18 protein-coding genes are annotated in these 17,640 nt (G+C 36.6%); 6 read left to right on the top strand and 12 right to left on the bottom strand.

Annotated features, from left to right (window positions below):
* The first annotated feature begins 2 nt into the window (after positions 1-2).
* A complete protein-coding gene (locus tag AABB81_RS09380) occupies positions 3-488 on the top strand; it encodes a dihydrofolate reductase (RefSeq protein ID WP_342160143.1) in 486 nt (161 codons plus the stop codon).
* Positions 489-546: 58 nt separating this feature from the next.
* Here the strand turns inward: AABB81_RS09380 and AABB81_RS09385 are convergent, their stop codons facing one another.
* Positions 547-1,137 carry a hypothetical protein gene (locus AABB81_RS09385; protein WP_342160145.1) on the bottom strand — a complete coding sequence of 197 codons (591 nt, stop codon included), beginning with the start codon at positions 1,135-1,137 and terminating at the stop codon, positions 547-549.
* Positions 1,138-1,429: 292 nt separating this feature from the next.
* Positions 1,430-2,020 carry a hypothetical protein gene (locus AABB81_RS09390; RefSeq protein ID WP_342160146.1) on the bottom strand — a complete coding sequence of 197 codons (591 nt, stop codon included), beginning with the start codon at positions 2,018-2,020 and terminating at the stop codon, positions 1,430-1,432.
* Positions 2,021-2,226: 206 nt separating this feature from the next.
* Here AABB81_RS09390 and AABB81_RS09395 point away from each other — a divergent pair, with 206 nt between their 5' ends.
* Complete coding sequence (locus tag AABB81_RS09395; RefSeq protein ID WP_342160147.1) at positions 2,227-3,099, top strand: AraC family transcriptional regulator; 873 nt, start codon at positions 2,227-2,229, stop codon at positions 3,097-3,099.
* 2 nt (positions 3,100-3,101) lie between these two features.
* On the opposite strand, the gene sppA is transcribed toward AABB81_RS09395, so the two are convergent.
* Entirely contained in the window at positions 3,102-4,868 is a 1,767-nt protein-coding gene (gene sppA, locus AABB81_RS09400) for a signal peptide peptidase SppA (RefSeq protein WP_342160149.1), read from the bottom strand.
* Positions 4,869-5,056: 188 nt separating this feature from the next.
* Between sppA and folK the strand changes: the two genes are divergently transcribed.
* Positions 5,057-6,196 carry a 2-amino-4-hydroxy-6-hydroxymethyldihydropteridine diphosphokinase gene (folK, locus tag AABB81_RS09405; RefSeq protein WP_342160151.1) on the top strand — a complete coding sequence of 380 codons (1,140 nt, stop codon included), beginning with the start codon at positions 5,057-5,059 and terminating at the stop codon, positions 6,194-6,196.
* A 31-nt stretch (positions 6,197-6,227) separates the two neighbouring features.
* Here folK and gldC read toward each other — a convergent pair whose 3' ends face one another.
* Positions 6,228-6,566 carry a gliding motility protein GldC gene (gene gldC / locus AABB81_RS09410; protein ID WP_342160153.1) on the bottom strand — a complete coding sequence of 113 codons (339 nt, stop codon included), beginning with the start codon at positions 6,564-6,566 and terminating at the stop codon, positions 6,228-6,230.
* A gap of 74 nt (positions 6,567-6,640) precedes the next feature.
* Positions 6,641-7,609, bottom strand: coding sequence for a gliding motility lipoprotein GldB (gene gldB, locus AABB81_RS09415; RefSeq protein ID WP_342160155.1), 969 nt, complete (start codon positions 7,607-7,609; stop codon positions 6,641-6,643).
* A 66-nt stretch (positions 7,610-7,675) separates the two neighbouring features.
* Between gldB and nadE the strand changes: the two genes are divergently transcribed.
* Positions 7,676-8,473, top strand: coding sequence for an NAD(+) synthase (gene nadE, locus AABB81_RS09420; protein WP_342160156.1), 798 nt, complete (start codon positions 7,676-7,678; stop codon positions 8,471-8,473).
* Here nadE and dnaG read toward each other — a convergent pair.
* The 7 genes from dnaG to AABB81_RS09455 all read right to left on the bottom strand — a co-directional run bounded on the left by dnaG (position 8,470) and on the right by AABB81_RS09455 (position 15,973).
* Positions 8,470-10,443, bottom strand: coding sequence for a DNA primase (gene dnaG, locus AABB81_RS09425; RefSeq protein WP_342160157.1), 1,974 nt, complete (start codon positions 10,441-10,443; stop codon positions 8,470-8,472). The genes nadE and dnaG overlap by 4 nt on opposite strands.
* Positions 10,444-10,526: 83 nt before the next feature.
* Entirely contained in the window at positions 10,527-11,765 is a 1,239-nt protein-coding gene (gene clpX / locus AABB81_RS09430; protein WP_342160158.1) for an ATP-dependent Clp protease ATP-binding subunit ClpX, read from the bottom strand.
* A gap of 43 nt (positions 11,766-11,808) precedes the next feature.
* Entirely contained in the window at positions 11,809-12,471 is a 663-nt protein-coding gene (gene clpP / locus AABB81_RS09435; protein WP_342160159.1) for an ATP-dependent Clp endopeptidase proteolytic subunit ClpP, read from the bottom strand.
* Positions 12,472-12,645: 174 nt separating this feature from the next.
* The gene (gene tig, locus AABB81_RS09440; protein ID WP_342160160.1) at positions 12,646-13,968 is read right to left on the bottom strand and encodes a trigger factor; all 1,323 of its coding nucleotides are present in this window, start codon (positions 13,966-13,968) and stop codon (positions 12,646-12,648) included.
* A 153-nt stretch (positions 13,969-14,121) separates the two neighbouring features.
* Positions 14,122-14,460, bottom strand: a complete 339-nt coding sequence (locus AABB81_RS09445) for a phage holin family protein (protein ID WP_342160162.1) — start codon at positions 14,458-14,460, stop codon at positions 14,122-14,124.
* A gap of 29 nt (positions 14,461-14,489) precedes the next feature.
* Positions 14,490-15,260: an alpha/beta fold hydrolase gene (locus AABB81_RS09450; protein ID WP_342160163.1), complete on the bottom strand. Its 771-nt coding sequence runs from the start codon at positions 15,258-15,260 to the stop codon at positions 14,490-14,492.
* On the bottom strand, positions 15,260-15,973 hold the full coding sequence (locus AABB81_RS09455; protein ID WP_342160164.1) for a pyridoxine 5'-phosphate synthase: 714 nt from the start codon (positions 15,971-15,973) through the stop codon (positions 15,260-15,262). The genes AABB81_RS09450 and AABB81_RS09455 overlap by 1 nt, the downstream gene beginning before the upstream one ends.
* 109 nt (positions 15,974-16,082) lie before the next feature.
* Between AABB81_RS09455 and AABB81_RS09460 the strand changes: the two genes are divergently transcribed.
* Both AABB81_RS09460 and AABB81_RS09465 read left to right on the top strand, forming a co-directional pair.
* A complete protein-coding gene (locus AABB81_RS09460; protein WP_342160165.1) occupies positions 16,083-16,742 on the top strand; it encodes a CBS domain-containing protein in 660 nt (219 codons plus the stop codon).
* A 13-nt stretch (positions 16,743-16,755) separates the two neighbouring features.
* Complete coding sequence (locus AABB81_RS09465; protein WP_342160166.1) at positions 16,756-17,637, top strand: NAD kinase; 882 nt, start codon at positions 16,756-16,758, stop codon at positions 17,635-17,637.
* Positions 17,638-17,640: the final 3 nt, after the last annotated feature.

The following is a 17,640-nucleotide window of genomic DNA, read 5'->3' on the forward strand; positions in this document are numbered from 1 at the left end:
CTATGCTTACGATAATTGCTGCCGTGGCGAAAAACAAAGCCCTTGGAAAAAACAATGACCTTATCTGGCGATTACCTGCTGATTTAAAAAGATTTAAGAAAATAACCCTCGGACATCATGTAATCATGGGCAGAAAAACTTTTGAATCACTTGGCAGGCCCTTGCCCAACCGGACTACGATTATCATATCAAGAAATGTAAGCTATAAGGTAGAAGGATGTATTGTAGTTCATACGCTGGAAGCAGCTATTCTGGCTGCCAAAGAAGATAAAAACCCTTTTATTTTAGGAGGAGGAGAAATATACAAACAGGCTTTGTTACGTGCCGATATTCTTGATCTTACCTTAGTTCATCATTCCTTTGATGACGCTGATACATTTTTTCCGGATATAGATTACAACCAGTGGATTGAGATCAATAGAGAAGATTTCAACGCTGATGAACAACATGCTTATGATTACAGCTTTGTGAGATATAAAAAAAAGTGAGCCTTATGGGATAGGCTCACTTTTCAAATCACTGACAATAACTAATTAATAATGAGTTTTAAATTTTAACTGTTTTGGTAAATTTTCGTCCGTTAGATTTAAAAACGAAAACGTAATTACCTTTTTCAGACGTTGAAAAATCATAGATCCTTTTTAAATGTTTTTGATCAATAAATTTTTCACTAAGAACCAGATCATTATTATCTTCATAATAGATACTGTATTCTATAGGGCTTTCTTCAAAAGAAACTCTTGAAACAAAAACCTTGTCACCCTTTACCCTTACAAAAGGTTTAAAGATGGTGGATTTTAATTCCTTCTTAAAATCTACCTGATTAGACACTACATTAAATGGTATGATCACAACTTTAAACTCAGTATCGAGTTCAAAAAAATAATCTCCATTAGGCAGACTTGTAAGATCAAATCCTTTTGAGTAATCACCTTTTTTAATGATTGCCTCTTTGTAAAGTACAATTCCATTCATATCCTTGATGGATATCTTCGAACCCTGTTTTAACTTCTTAAAACTGATATTCGTAACATTCGGTTCCTTCTCTTTGATCGTTTCGATTTCACTATTTGCATAAGTCAGCATGGATACAAACAGTCCCAGGACGAACAAACTTTTCTTTGTTAATTTTTTCATGATATATATTTATTAAAATTAGACATGACAAATGTAGGTTAGATCAAAAGCTTATAAAACAACATTTTTGGCTTATTTATATGCTTATTTACCATTTTTAACCATATCGATAATACGTATTGTTAATTTAGTATACTTTTAGGTTAAGTCTCAACATGCCTGCAAATGCAATTATGCTACTCAATTAAACAAAAACTAATCCGATCATCATAGGCCACAAAAAAAGTGAGCTCCTAAGGGGAAGAGCTCACTTCTACACATCACTAGACAATAACTAATTAATATAGTCCTTTTATATTTTTACGATTTTCGTGTATTTTCTTCCTTTCGATTCAAAGACGAAAACGTAGTTTCCTTTTTTAGCCGTTGAAAAATCATAAGCCTTACTCACTTCTTCCATTTCTTCGAATCTTTCTGAAAGAACAAAGTCATAATTGTCGGCGTAGTAAATCTTATACGATAATGAAGACTGGTCAGATTCAGCTTTCCACACATAAACCATTTGATTTTTCTTAATCAATACGGGCTTGTAAATAGACTCTTCACTTTCTTTATTGAAAACTACTTCACTCGAGTTAACTTTAAAAGGAACAACAACAATTTTCAATTCTGAATCCAATTCAAACAAGTAGTCTCCATTAGGTAAGCTGGTAAGATCGAATCCTTTAGAGTAGTCACCGGTTTTCTCAATTACCTCCTTATAGAGTACAATACCTTCCAAATCCTTAATGATTAAGGTAGAACCTTTTCTTACATTTTCAAAACGCAGGTTGGTTATGTTTTTATCATTATCCTTTAGATTAAAATCGGTACTACCCGCGAAAGTTGATAATGACATCATTAATCCTACTGCAACTAAACTTTTTCTTACTAAATTTTTCATTTTATATATGTATTAAAATTAGACATGACAAATGTAAGCTCACTTTTTCTTAGCGAAAACAACTCAATTGGCTAATTTATATGCATAATTAACAGTTTATAATAACTTAACATATATATTGGTTAATATAACATACAATAAAGGTAAGTCCGTATAGAATACAAAATCAAAATAGATTATTTTTGCATTGTAAATCTTTTGAACATATGAACAATAAGAAACCTAGTTTTGAAAAAATAAGTCCAAGTTTTGGAAGCAGCCTTTCTGTGAAACAACACAGCAAGGAGGTTATCAATAATTTTGCATACTGGCATTTCCATCCTGAGGTAGAACTTGTGTACGTTAATCAGGGACAGGGAAAAAGACATATTGGAAACCATCTGTCCTATTTCAATAACAGTATGCTTATTCTTATTGGAGCAAATCTTCCTCATCACGGGTTTGTGGACAGGCTTACCACAAATGGAAAAGAAACCATCGTTCAGTTCAAATTGGACTTTCTGGGGAATACTTTTTACAACATTCCTGAAATGAGCAATATCAACGCGCTTTTTGAGAGAGCTAAAAAAGGAATCATATTCAAGCCTGAAACAAAAAAACTTGTGGGACCTAAGATTGAAGGCCTTTTAGAGCACCAGGGTATGTCAAGGGTAATAAAATTACTTGAAATCCTCAACGACCTTTCTCTTGCCAATGATTACTCTTTATTAAATGTGGATGGTTTTGCATTTGAAACTGAACCTCAGGACAGTGAAAAAATAGATATTATCTTTAAGCATGTTAACAATAATTTTAAGAGGCATATCAGTCTTGATGAGATCGCTAACAAAGTAAGCATGACGATTCCTGCATTCTGCCGGTATTTTAAAAAAGCTACCGGAAAAACATTTACAAAACTCGTCAATGAATACAGGGTTGTTCATGCTACCAAACTTTTACAGGAAAATCAAACAAGTATTACTGATATTTGCTTTGAGTGCGGGTTCAACAATTTCTCGCATTTTAACAGGCTATTTAAAGAATTTACCGGTAAAAGCGCTTCCAAATACAGAAGTGAAATGAAGCGTATGATTCACTAAGATTATTTGATCTCCAGCAAAAAAGGCAATCTGGCCTGAATACCAGTCCAATTGTCAAAATTTTGCGCGTGCTTGATCAACTTTAAATTCTCCTCTCCTATTTCATCAAGTAACAATTGCTCTTTGATACTTCCGAACGGGCCCGAAAACAGGTCTTTAAATTCCTTTTTATAATCAGGGTAACTTCGAATTCTGTATTCATCAAGTTCAACTATGGATGCTGCTAATTTGATCGCATCTTCCAGTCCTCCCAATGCATCAACCAAACCATTGTCTAGTGCCTGTTTTCCGGTCCAGACCCTACCCTGAGCAATCTGATCAACTTCCTCATAGGTCAAATTTCTTCCCTCAGCTACTTTGGTCACAAACGTAACATATACGCGTTCGATTCCCTCCTTTGTCACCTTGTAGAAATCATCGTTCATTGGTTCGAACAAACTATAGTTCACAGAGCGTTTATTGGTCCCCACCTGTTCAGCATTAATTCCTATTCTATCGGCAAATTCACTGATATTTGGCACCATGCCAAATACACCTATACTGCCCGTAATCGTAGTCGGATCTGCCACGATTTTGTCAGCATTACAAGAGATATAATAGCCCCCTGATGTGGCCAGGTTTCCCATAGAAACCACAACAGGTTTCTCCTTTTTGGTAATCTCTATCTCTCTCCATATAATATCAGATGCAAGCGCACTGCCCCCAGGGGAGTTCACGCGAAGTACGATTGCCTTTACATCTTTTGACTTTCTTGCTTTTTTGAGTGCTTCTATGATCAGATCGGGGCCAATATAATTTTCATCTCCTTTACCATAAATGATTTCGCCCTGAGCGTAGATCACGGCAATTTTATCTGAAGCAGCGGTGATGATCCTGCCTTTTCCTGAATTGATATAATTTTTGACACTAATTGAATTCAACTGCCTGTCTTCAGGTATCCCACCCAGTTGCTTTAATATTTTTACGTATTCATCCTTGTACAATTTACCGGTCAGCATGCTGTTTTCAATAGCCAAATCGGGTGTTCTTGCCATTAATTCATCTGCGATATAATTAATTCTCGTAGTTTCCAAATTTCTGCTTTCTTCTATATCTTCAACCATTTGAGACCAAATAGACTTTAAAAATGCCTCTGTTTGTTCCCTGTTGGCTTCGCTCATTTCATTTGCCAGGAAAGGTTCCACGGCACTTTTGTATTTGCCATGGCGAATTACTTCCATTTTTACACCGTATTTTTCCTGGAAATCTTTAAAAAACAATACTTCGCCTGATAATCCTCTGAAATCAATAAAACCTTCAGGATTCACATAAACAGAATCTGCTACCGAACTTAGATAAAGGTTTTTCTGAACATATACATCCGAAAATGCTAAAATAAATTTTCCCGACTCCTTGAATTCGTATAATTTATCCCTGATTTCGTGAATCTGAGATATGCCACCCCTGATCATTAAAGACTCAATGCTGATTCCCAGAATATTATCATCGTATTTTGCGTTGTCAATGGCATTTAATATGTTATTCAAGCCCATTTTATCTTCCTCCAACCCTAACAGTTGTTCTATAGGGTCATTGCTTTTAGGCGCATAGTCTTTTATAACATCTTCCAGTTTCAACACCAAAACAGTGTTTTTCTTAACGACTACCTTCTCGTCTTCACCAAAACCTGAGCCAATCACCGAAACTATGGCCACGAAGACAAAAAACATGATCATAAAGGAGATGAATACACCTAAAATTACCGCCAATAATTCTCTTAAAAAAGTCATTTAATTTATTTTATTATATGTCGTTTATTGCTACATTATGTTACAAATGTTAAAAACTAAGGCTAAAACAACCGAGAATTATGCCTTGGTTTTGTTTTCTTTGTATGAGCCTTCTTCAACAAGAACTCTCAGACTAATATATGATGTTATTGTTAATTATGGTATTGAATTAAAATAAAAAAATCAGCTTGAAAATAGTTCGTACAACATATCTTTCTTTAGGGACTAATCTTGGAAACAAACTGGAGAACCTGCAGCTTGCAATTGACGAGATTAATTCATTCATAGGACATGTACGCAAAATTTCTTCTGTATACAAAACAAAGTCCTGGGGTTTTGAAGGCGACGATTTTTACAATATTTGTGTTGAAATATCAAGTAGTCTGAGTCCCGAAAAAATGATCGGGATGGTGCTTGATTTAGAAAATAAACTGGGGCGTTCCAGAATGAGCGAAAAAGGTTATAAGAACCGTATCATAGATATCGATATTCTGCTCTTTGATGAAGAGATTATATTTTACAATGATCTGAAAGTTCCACATCCTGAAATGCTCAAAAGGAAATTTGTTTTGGTTCCTCTCACTGAGATTGCTCCAAACCTTATCCACCCCATTACAAAGAAAACAATTTTGATATGCTTACAGAATTGTGAAGACAACCAATCTATTGAAAAAATAGATGCAACCCTTATACGGCCAATTTCGCTGGTTGAAAAATACAATTATATAGCCATCGAAGGCAATATTGGCTCAGGTAAAACAAGCTTGTCAAAACGTATTGGCGATGATTACAATGCAAAACTGGTCTTGGAGAGGTTTGCAGACAACCCTTTTCTTCCCAAGTTTTATGAAGACAAAGAACGGTTCGCCTTTCCGCTTGAAATGAGTTTTCTGGCCGACAGGTATCATCAGCTCACCGAAGACCTTGCCCAATTTGATCTTTTCAAGAACTTTATCGTTTCTGATTATTTTATTTTTAAGTCACTCATTTTTGCTCAGATAACTTTACCCAAAGAGGAATACAGCCTTTACAGAAAAATGTTTGATATCATGTACAAGGAAATTGCAAAGCCTGATGTTTACGTATTTCTCTATCAAAACACCGAAAGACTTATAGAAAATATAAAAATAAGAGGTAGAGACTACGAACAAAACATTCAGCCAGAGTATCTGGAGAAAATTCACAAGGGTTATTTGTCTTTCATCAAGTCTAAAGAAAAATTGAACCCATTGATCATTGATGTCTCAGAACTGGACTTTGTGAATAATGACGATGATTACCGAAATATTCTTAAGCAAATACTGGAATTCAAGCCTGAAATTAGCTGATATTTAATTCAAGGTCCTTTACACCAGGGTTTTATTGTTTTTTAATCCCCATTTTTTCAGCGTAATAATCGCAAAAATCACGCATGGTGGCACTCATTTTCTCATCACTTGTAGCGGTTTCAAAAGTATCCGCCATAGCGGTTAAGGTTTGATGAAAAAACTGTATCATTTCATTGACAGGCATCTCCTTGGTCCAAAGGTTTATTTTATAGGTATCTTTTTCACTGGAGTCCCAAACCGAAAGCAACAATGCCTTGGCATCCATATTATCTATCGCTCCGTCGTCTGCAGACCAGGTCAGTTTTTCTGGAACCCTGTTCTCATCCAATCCAACTCTTATGTTTATTTCTGAACTATGTTTTATCGCCATGATGCTGTTTCATTATTTGTATACATCAAGGTGTTGAACAAACTATTTTGTTGCTGACCTCCTTGATTGTTATTTTATTTTTTTTTCGGTTTGTACCTCGATCTTTTAAAAATCTCTTCATTATCGGTAATAATCATTTCCTGCAGGCTTGGGTCATTGTTCTTAACATATGCATTTACAATTTGCCATCCGAACCATACCCCTATCCTGCCCGGGGAATCTCTGTCTACTTCCAAATAAAATTTTGAAAAAGGCGCCTCGGTTATAAACCTATCACTAAGCACGGGGTCATTGGAATATAGCATTTCATTTTGAATAAAATACTTCCAAATATCACTTTCACTAATAACTGCCCATTGGTATTGCTCGTCGCTGTATCCCATGATTTCAGCTTTTGGTGTTTCAGGCAGAAAAGCCTCAATCAAATGCATTTTTTTACCCTCCTGGATTATTCGTGAAATATACGAGTTGGTTTCTGAAGGTCTTAATATAGGCAAAGCAATCTGTTCTGCCACATCGACCAAAAGATGTTCCCTGGTGAAATTTTGCTTGATGTAATTCGGATAATCCTGATATACTTCATGCTCCTTTCCCAGATACACATCCAGGGAGATAAATAATAAACTATCGGCATAGACCACTTTATGATTATAATCTACCAAAGTCAATATAGTGATAACCTTAGGTTCTTTAAATTTCGGATAATAATATTTCACATGCTTGAACAAATCTGTAAGCGCTTCTTTTTCTTCACGGAAATCTCCAAAGACCTCCTGAACCGATTTATACAGAAACAGCTCATCCTCATCTTTCATTTTGGCAATCCAGACAGAATCAGGATTCGATTCGGGAAAGAGATACTTAAATTCAGATTTCAATTGATCCAGGTCTTCAGGAGCAGAAGTATAAAATTTCTGATCAAACCTGATCAATTCGGTATTTGACTCTATTTTTGCCACATCAACCTTTTTGTCTGCATTCTTATCGCAAGCTGAAAGAAAAGTGAGGATCAAAACAAGGAAAAAGTATTTAATAACGTTCATTTAAAATATTTGCGAATAAAAATTAATATTTTTGTGCCTCGCAAAACTAATAAATACTTAGCAATAATGAACACAGAAAAAGTTACAAATCATATCGTAAATTGGTTAAAAGACTATGCCGCCCAAGCTGGTGCAAAAGGATTCGTCGTCGGTGTTTCTGGTGGGATCGATTCAGCTGTAACTTCTGCCCTTTGTGCCAGAACAGGATTGCAGGTATTATGTCTGGAAATGCCTATACATCAGGCTCCTTCTCAGGTAAACAGGGCCCTTAACCACATAGATTGGCTTAAGAAAATTTATTCAGGCGTGGGTATGACACAGGTAAATCTTACCCCTGTGTTCGATAGCCTTATCAAAGCCCTTCCGGAAGTGGAAGACGAAGAAGAACGATTTATGTCTCTCGCCAATACAAGGGCCAGGCTGAGAATGACCTCCTTGTATTACTTTGCCGCCTTAAATGGCTTACTTGTGGCCGGCACCGGCAACAAAGTTGAAGACTTCGGAGTTGGTTTCTATACCAAATATGGAGATGGAGGAGTCGACCTAAGCCCGATAGCAGATCTAATGAAAAGTGAGGTCTATGCACTTGCTGAATACATGGGTATTAACAAAGAAATAATCGTTGCCGCACCTACTGACGGGCTTTGGGGAGATGACCGTACAGATGAAGACCAGATAGGGGCCAGTTACGACGAACTTGAATGGGCCATGGCCGCTATTGAACAAGGTATGGATGAAGGTAATCTCAACAAAAGGCAAAAACAAGTGTTAGATATTTATAACAGACTGCACAAGGCAAATATGCATAAAATGGTTCCTATCCCGGTATGTGAAATTCCCGAAGACATAAAATCAGATTCCTAAATAACCCGGTTGAGTTTTTCAAAAAGCAGTTGTTTTAATGCGGTATAGTCTCTTATAGATTCCAGGGTGTCACGGTTATTCTGAGGTGCAACATCTTCTTCTTCAGATGACTGGAGTTTTGTTTTTAAGGCGTGAATCTTTTGGGCAATGAGCAGTCTCCTCAGGTTATACAATACATCCATGACCAGTTTTGGAAGATAACTTTCTTTATCCTTTACAAAAATATCGTGTTTTTCCCAACTGCTGAGCACGTACCTCTCTTCATCCATAAGGATATCCGTAACGGTAGCTGCTATATCCTGATCCTCGTGGTTTGTAAAAAGATCCGCATTGATACCCTGTTCCTGATTCAAAAGGTGGATCATCTCATAGTAGATCTTCAAAAATACAGGATCCGTAAATTCAATCTCATCTTCCTGAAGGTGCATATAGATCTCCTTACAAACTTCATTTGTATAGTTCGTCTTTACTATTCTTTTTTTACCGTCATCGTCAATTTCGGAGGTGAAATCTATAAAATCAACCTGTTCATTTCCATACAGAAGCAGGATCTCTATGATTTTCTTCTCCATTTGAAACAACTGATCTATCTTTTCTGCCTTCTTGCTTTCTTTGACTATTCCGGTAAAAGGTGTTTTTTGAACTGGTTGTGCCCTGCTATCGCGATTTTCTCTTTTCAGGATTTGGGATAGCTCGTTAAAAAGAACACTTTCAGAAATATTCATGATACGGGCGCATTCTTGCAGATAGATCTCTTTTTGAATATTGTTGGGTATCTTTGAAATACTAGCCACAATATCTCTGATCAATTCAGCCCTCTTTATCGGATCGTTTTTGGTTCCCTCAAGTAAAAGAGATGTTTTAAACTGTATAAAATCCTGTGAATGGCTTGTTAGGTATTCTGTGATTTCCTCAGACGACCTCGATTTGGCGAAGCTATCCGGGTCATCGCCTTCAGGGAACGCCACAACTTTCACATTTAGACCCTGCTCCAGTATAAGGTCTATCCCCCTGAAAGAAGCCCTGATTCCCGCTGCATCTCCGTCAAATAAAACAGTAATATTATTGGTCAACCTGTTAATCAGTCTAATCTGATCAGAAGAGAGCGCAGTTCCTGAAGATGCAACTACATTTTCCACTCCCGATTGAAACATGGAGATCACGTCAGTATATCCCTCTACCAAAAAGCAATTGTCTTCTCTGGCAATGCTCTGCTTGGCCTGATAAATTCCATATAGGATCTTACTCTTATGGTATATGATGCTTTCGGGTGAATTGAGATATTTCGCCGCTTTCTTGTCTGTTGAAAGCGTTCTTCCTCCAAATCCAAGGATCCTTCCACTCATACTGTGAATCGGAAACATCACACGTCCTTTAAAGCGATCAAATTTTCTGTTGTCTTTAACGATACTGAGACCAGTTTTTTCTAGAAATTCGATTTCGTATTTTTTGTTTTCTGCCGCATCGGTAAAAGCCGACCATTCATCAAGCGAATAACCCAGCTCAAATTTTCTGATGGTTTCATCGGTAAATCCGCGCTCCTTGAAATAAGACAATCCAATGGCTTTACCCTTTTCATTATTCCAAAGTATATCCGAAAAATAGTTTTTAGCGTATTCCGATACAAGAAACATGCTTTCCTTTTCATTAGATCGCTTCTTGTCTTCATCATTCTGAACCGTCTCTTCTATTTCAATCTGATATTTTTTGGCAAGATAACGTATGGCCTCAGGATAAGAATAGTGCTCGTGCTCCATAAGAAAGGTAATCGCATTACCTCCTTTTCCAGTACTGAAATCCTTCCAAATCTGCTTGACAGGAGATACCATGAAGGAAGGTGTTTTTTCATCTGTAAAAGGGCTTAAACCCTTAAAGTTCGCACCAGCCTTTTTCAAATTCACAAAATCACCGATGACCTCCTCCACCCGGGCAGTTTCGAATACCTTGTCAATGGTTTCTCTTGCAATCATTTTTTCAATAAAGAATTTAGCTATAAAGATAAAAAAACTGCCAGATGCTGGCAGTTTTTTTTAGATTAGATATTTTCAACGGCCTATGATACGGCTTTCAACTTTTTAATCGTTGATTTGGTTAATTTTTCCTCAGCATATTTTCTGGTTACCTTTAAACTTGTTTCTTCGCCACCAGGCATATCAAACATGGCATCGGTAAGAATCTCCTCGCATAAAGATCTCAGCCCTCTGGCCCCAAGCTTGTATTCTACAGCTTTGTCGACAATAAAATCAAGTGCCTTTTCATCAATTTTAAACGAGATCCCATCCATATCAAATAATTTCTCATACTGTTTGATAATGGCATTCTTGGGTTCAGTCAATATAGACCTCAAGGTTTTTTTATCCAAAGGCCTCATAAAAGTAAGCGCCGGAAGTCTTCCTATAATTTCGGGAATCAATCCAAAGTTCTTCAGATCTGACGGGATGATATATTGCAAAAGATTTTCTTCATCAATCTTATCATCAGATATTGAAGCACTGTAACCGACGGCCTGCATGTTCAATCTTTTACTGATTACGCGATCAATGCCGCTAAATGCTCCTCCAGCAATAAAAAGAATATTAGTGGTGTCTACCTCTACAAATTTCTGATCCGGATGCTTTCTTCCACCCTTTGGCGGAACATTTACCACAGTGCCTTCCAGTAATTTCAGCAAGGCCTGCTGAACACCTTCTCCCGAAACGTCTCTTGTAATTGACGGGTTATCGCTCTTTCTGGCAATCTTGTCAATCTCATCAATAAAAACGATTCCTTTTTCAGCCTTATCAACTTTGTAATCTGCAGCCTGTAATAAACGGGTCAAAATAGTTTCCACATCTTCTCCCACATATCCGGCTTCGGTTAGAACGGTCGCATCTACTATTGCAAAAGGCACATCGAGCATTTTTGCTATTGTTCGTGCAATAAGGGTCTTTCCTGTTCCGGTTTCTCCTACCAAAACAATATTACTCTTTTCAATCTCAATATCGTCTTCCTTCGAAGTTGGCTTTTGAAGTAATCTTTTATAATGATTGTATACAGCAACTGACATCACTTTTTTGGCCTGGTTCTGGCCAATGATATACTGATCTAGAAAATCTTTGATCTCCCTGGGTTTCTTTACAAGAAAATCACCATTTGAATTCTTCTTTTCATTGATTGACTCTTCCAAGACAATACCATGAGCCTGTTCAATGCATTTGTCACAAATATGTGAATCGACTCCTGCAATCAACAGATTTGTTTCTTCTTTCTTCCTTTTACAAAACGAGCATTCTAATTCTTCTTTCTTCGCCATTTCCCTACTTTTAATACAGGATGGTCACATCCTGCCTGTCCTTTTATTTGTTCCTCGTAAGCACTTCGTCAATCATTCCATAGGTTTTTGCTTCCTCTGCCTTCATCCAGTAATCCCTATCGGAATCATCGTGTACTTTTTTTACTTTTTGCCCTGAATGCTTTGCGATAATCGCATAAAGCTCATCTTTTAATTTCAGGATCTCACGGGCAGTGATTTCGATATCAGAAGCTTGCCCTTGTGCACCGCCTAAAGGCTGGTGTATCATAATTCTTGAATGTGGCAGGGCTGATCTTTTACCTTTTTGTCCTGCGCACATTAATACTGCTCCCATTGAAGCTGCCATTCCGGTACATATTGTTGCTACATCGGGTTTGATGAACTGCATCGTATCATAAATTCCCAATCCGGCATATACGCCTCCGCCAGGAGAATTGATATAGATAGAAATGTCTTTCGACGAATCCACACTTTCAAGGAACAATAATTGTGCCTGAATTATATTGGCTACCTGGTCATTGATGCCAGTTCCTAAAAAAATGATCCTGTCCATCATTAAACGGGAGAACACATCCATTTGAGCGACATTCAATTGTCTTTCTTCAATTATATATGGAGTAACACTACTAACCAGTTGATCAACATGCAGACTGCTGATGCCTTGATCTTTAACAGCGAACTTTTTAAATTCAGTTCCAAAATTCATATCAATATTTTTTAAATCGTTTAGTGTGTAAATATACTAATTAATTAGGACGTATTTGTAATGAAATCATCTTCACCGACTTCAGTTAAAATGATTTTTTCATACGATTGGTTTTGCTCCATAAAAAAACTCCATAATGAAGTTTCATTATGGAGTTTTTTTTAACCAAATAATTTATTTATAGACTTCTTTGATGAAATCCTCGTAAGTCACTTCTTTTGTTTTTAGCTTGATATGCTCTTTAAAGAACTTCAAAAGTTTTTCATTTTTTAACTGATCAGATAATCTTCTCACTTCTTCCTGATTAGACATCACTCGATTCACAATATCATCGAGTTCTTTATCTTCTATTTTATTATCGCCAAATTGAGCCATTTGAGCTCTTACAAATCCTTTAGTATAGTCTTTAAGATCGTCATAGGTCACCTGCAAATTGTGTTCTGTCATCAATTTGCCTTCAATCAGTTGGTATCGCAATCCCTTTTCAGATCTCTCATATTCTTCACCAGCCTGTTCTTCAGTCATGGGTTTTTCTCCAGAAACGGCAAGCCATTTCTTTAGGAATTCAGCCGGTAAATCAAATTTAGTATTCTCTATTAAATTTTCAGTCACGGCATTGAGTAACTGTTGATCAGCTTGAGATCCAAACTGTTTTTCAGCATCCTCCTTTAACCTTTTTCTCAATTGCTCTTCACTTGTTACAAGACCTGCCCCAAAAAGTTTGTCAAAGAGATCCTGGTCTAATGTTGCCAATTCAGTTTGAGTAATTTCCTCAATTGAAAAAGTTAAAGGCGCTTCAAAATCGTGTGCCTCATCATGTGAAATACCCAATATGTTCATCAACATATGGTCATCAGTAAATAAATCTTTGGATTTTAAATCAATGGTATCACCTACCTTGGCTCCAACAAACTTTTTTACATTGGCCTTTCCTTTTATCTTGTCCAGTTTAAAAGTTGATTTCTTTTCTATCTCCTTTTCTTCGTTAATAAAAGTACCGGTTACATTAGAATTCTCCTCAACCTCTGCCTGAGTGATTAATTTTCCGTATTGTTCCCTGATATTTTCGATTTGATTGTTGATCATTTTATCATCTGCAACAATCTTATAGGAAATGATGGCCTTTTTTGGTTTGAGATTAACTTCAAACTCAGGAGCCAGACCCAATTCAAATTCAAAACAGAATTGATCGCCATCCCAAGAAAAATCTTCCTGCATCTTAGGAAGTGGATTTCCAAGTACATCCAATTTTTCCTCGACTAAAAATTTATTCAATGATTCCTGAAGAAGTTTGTTCACCTCATCTATCATTACCGATTTTCCATATTGCTTTTTCACCAGACTCATAGGAACATGTCCTTTTCTAAATCCAGGTATATTCGCTTTCCTTCTGTAATCGTCAAGCTGAGAATCAACTTTTTCCTGATAATCATTTGCTGTAATATCAATTTTAACAACTGAATTCAACGCATCAATGTCTTCTTTCGTAATCTTCATTCTAAATAAATTTATCTCCTGTTAAAAAATTCAGGAGGCAAAAATAATGATTTTAGAGCAATTTATGGCAATGATTATTCCATTTGAAAGTATAAATTGACTAATGTTTTGTTAAATTTTGATCTATTGGCAGGTATATCGCATTCGAAACGCTTACTTTTCGATTAGTTTGTACAGGATTGATTCAAAAAGTGAAAGCAAGATACTGAACAAAAGTGCTGTCCAAAATCCCGAAACACTAAATCCATCGATCCAATTGTTGGCCAGAAGAATGAGGGCTGCGTTGATCACAAATAAAAACAGTCCCAAGGTCAGGATGGTCACAGGCAGCGTCAGAATTACAAGAATTGGTTTTAAAATCGAAAATAAGATCCCGACAATAAAGGCCACCCAAATCGCAGTTACGTAATTATCAACCTCTACACCGGGCAATAAATAAGCGATTAATAATACGGCCAGTGCAGTGAGTAAGACTTTAAACAGATAATTCATTTCTAAAATTTAAAAAACAAGTAGACAATTTAGTCTTTTTTGAGAAAACTGGCAACATTATCGTAAAAATCGATCGGATTTTCGGCATGTAACCAGTGGCCGGCATTCGCAATGCTAACAACCCGGCTGTCTGGAAAATGCGCATGGATAAGATTCAAATCGGTATCGTTAATATAGCCTGACAAGGCTCCTTTCAAAAACAAAACCGGGCCTTCGAATAAGGTTCTCGGTGGCAATGACACGCCTATTTCATCATATCGCTTGTCAAGTACCTCCAGGTTAAACCTGAATGCGAGTTTGTCATTCTTTTCTCTATACACATTCTTCAAAAGAAATTGTCGTATCCCAGTTTCAGGAATTGTTTTTTTTAAGATTTCGTCGACCTCACTGCGGGATGCTATTTTTTCAAAATCAACATCATTGAGTGAATCGATAATAACCTGATGATGAGGAGGATAAAATTTTGGTCCTATATCGGCAACAATCAATTTTTCTATTTTCTCAGGATGTTCAACAGCAAACAACATCGCAGTTTTACCCCCCATGGAATGCCCGAGCAGGTTTACCCGCTTGAGCCTGTGATGATCAATATAATACAAGAGGTCCTCAACCATGTCTTCATAAGAAAACGCGTCATCGTGGAAACTTCTTCCATGGTTTCTCTGGTCAACCAGATGAACTTCATAATTTTCGGAAAACTTATTGGCAAGAGACTTCCAGTTGTCTCCCATTCCAAGAAAACCATGCAAAATAATCAATGGTTGCCCTTGACCCAAAATCAATGAATGTAACAATCTCATTATTTAAGTTTTTCAAGGTACATACTCACAACATTCTGAAGCCCGAAATACAGCGCCTCAGCTATTAAGGCATGTCCGATGGAAACCTCCAGTACCCCGGGGACTTCATTTACAAAATAATTGAGATTTTCAAGGTTCAGGTCATGACCTGCGTTGATGCCAAGACTGAGTTCTCCTGCCTTTTTAGCTGCCTTAACATAAGGTAAAACACCCCTTTTGTTTCCTTTTTCAAATTCAACGGCATAAGATTCTGTGTACAATTCTATCCTGTCAGTACCTGTTGCTGCTGCCCCTTCTATCAAAGAAACAACAGGGTCCATGAAAATGGAAGTACGAATTCCGTTTCTCTTAAATTCTTCAACAACTTCTTTTAAAAAACTCCCATGTGTTTTTGTATCCCATCCTGCATTGGAAGTAATTGCATCAACTGCATCAGGAACAAGGGTTACCTGTTCGGGTTTTATTCTTAAGACCAAATCAATGAATTCGGGAATAGGATTTCCCTCAATATTAAACTCAGTATTGACCACTGGTCTAAGCTGTATGGCATCAATATATCTAATGTGCCTTTGATCAGGTCTTGGATGAATTGTAATGCCCTGTGCACCGAAGTTCTGAATGTCGATAGCAGCCTTTAAAAGATCAGGAACATTGCCTCCTCTTGCGTTTCTCAAAGTGGCTATTTTATTGATATTTACGCTTAATTTTGTCATTAATCCTGTATTTATAATTTTAATGCAAAAGATGTTATATCTTTACAAAAACGTTCGTGTGAATCAGTGGGCAAAATTACAATTTTATCTTTAGTAACCATCTAATTTTATGCAAACCATCAATTACATATTAAAAGACATCAGACCTTTTAAACTCAATACAGATATTGCTCAATTGAAGAAAACTTTTGAGCAATACCCTTTTTCGCATTTACCCGTTGTCGATGACAAAATTTTCTATGGTGCCATCGCAAGGGAAGAAATTGAGATACTGAAAGATAATACACATAAGTTGAATGAACTCAAACAGCTTATTCAGCCCTTTTATGTCACTGATACCATGAATTGGTTTGAGGTATTGCAGTATTTCGCTTCTTACAACACAAATTTGATGCCTATACTAAATTCAGACAAAAAATATATTGGCTATTTTGAGCTTGATGATTTTCTGAATATGTTCAAATGCACGCCTTTTCTGCACGAAGAAGGGGTTATACTCGTGGTTTCAAAAAACATCAATGATTATTCCTTTAGTGAAATTTCACAAATAGTGGAATCAAACAATGCGACACTTTTCGGAGCCTTTGTCTCTAAAATTGAAAATGATATCGCTCAAATTACGCTCAAACTCAGCCTTCACGATATCAATAATACTTTACATTCCTTTAGGAGGTATAATTATGAGATATTAAATGAATTTGAAAAAGACAAATACCTGGAAGAATTGAATGACCGATCCAACTATTTGCAAAAATACTTAAATATTTAAGGCTCAATCATCGATGAAAGTAGGGATTTTCGGACAATCAAATAATGAGGTTACCATTAAGTACATTCAACAACTTGTTGAATTATGCGTGCAACACGAGGTATCCATTGTGTTTGAAAAAAACTTTTCCCAGAGTTTTGATCAGCTGATCAAAGGTAAAAAACCTGAAACTTTTTCAGGGTATAATGATCTTGACAAGGACCTTGATTTTTTTTTCTCGGTTGGAGGTGACGGAACTTTTTTAAGGACCATTACCTTTATCAGGGATCTTGAAATTCCTGTTATAGGAATTAACACAGGTAGATTGGGATTTCTTGCCAATATTCAAAAGGAAAATATTTCACAAGCCTTTGAGCAGATCATAAATGGCGAGTATACAATTCAGCAAAGGTCTGTACTTGGGGTCAAAACAGAAGAAATAACCCCTGAAATCGACAAGCTTAATTTTGCGCTTAATGAAATAACCATTACGAGAAAAAACACTGCATCGATGATCAAAGTTGACACCATGTTAGACAGTGAATTTCTCACAACCTACTGGAGTGACGGACTGATCATTTCCACCCCAACCGGATCAACCGGTTATTCCCTTAGTTGCGGCGGCCCCATCATTTCGCCTTCATCTAAAAATATTGTTCTCACACCTATTGCCCCTCATAGTTTAGCGGTTCGCCCCTTAGTAATTCCCGATCAAACAACCATTGAATTGCATATTGACAGTCGTGCAGATGAGGTATTACTCACACTAGACTCCAGGATGTATACCTTGAGCAATAAATCAAAAGTGATTATTGAGAAATGCGCCTATTTTATAAAAACTGTTCAACTTGATAATCAGTCCTTCATAAAAACACTGAGAGAAAAACTTCTTTGGGGTGAAGATAAACGCAATTAAAAC

The sequence above is a fragment of the Lutimonas vermicola genome (assembly GCF_038433205.1).
GTDB classification, from domain to species: Bacteria; Bacteroidota; Bacteroidia; order Flavobacteriales; family Flavobacteriaceae; genus Lutimonas; species Lutimonas vermicola.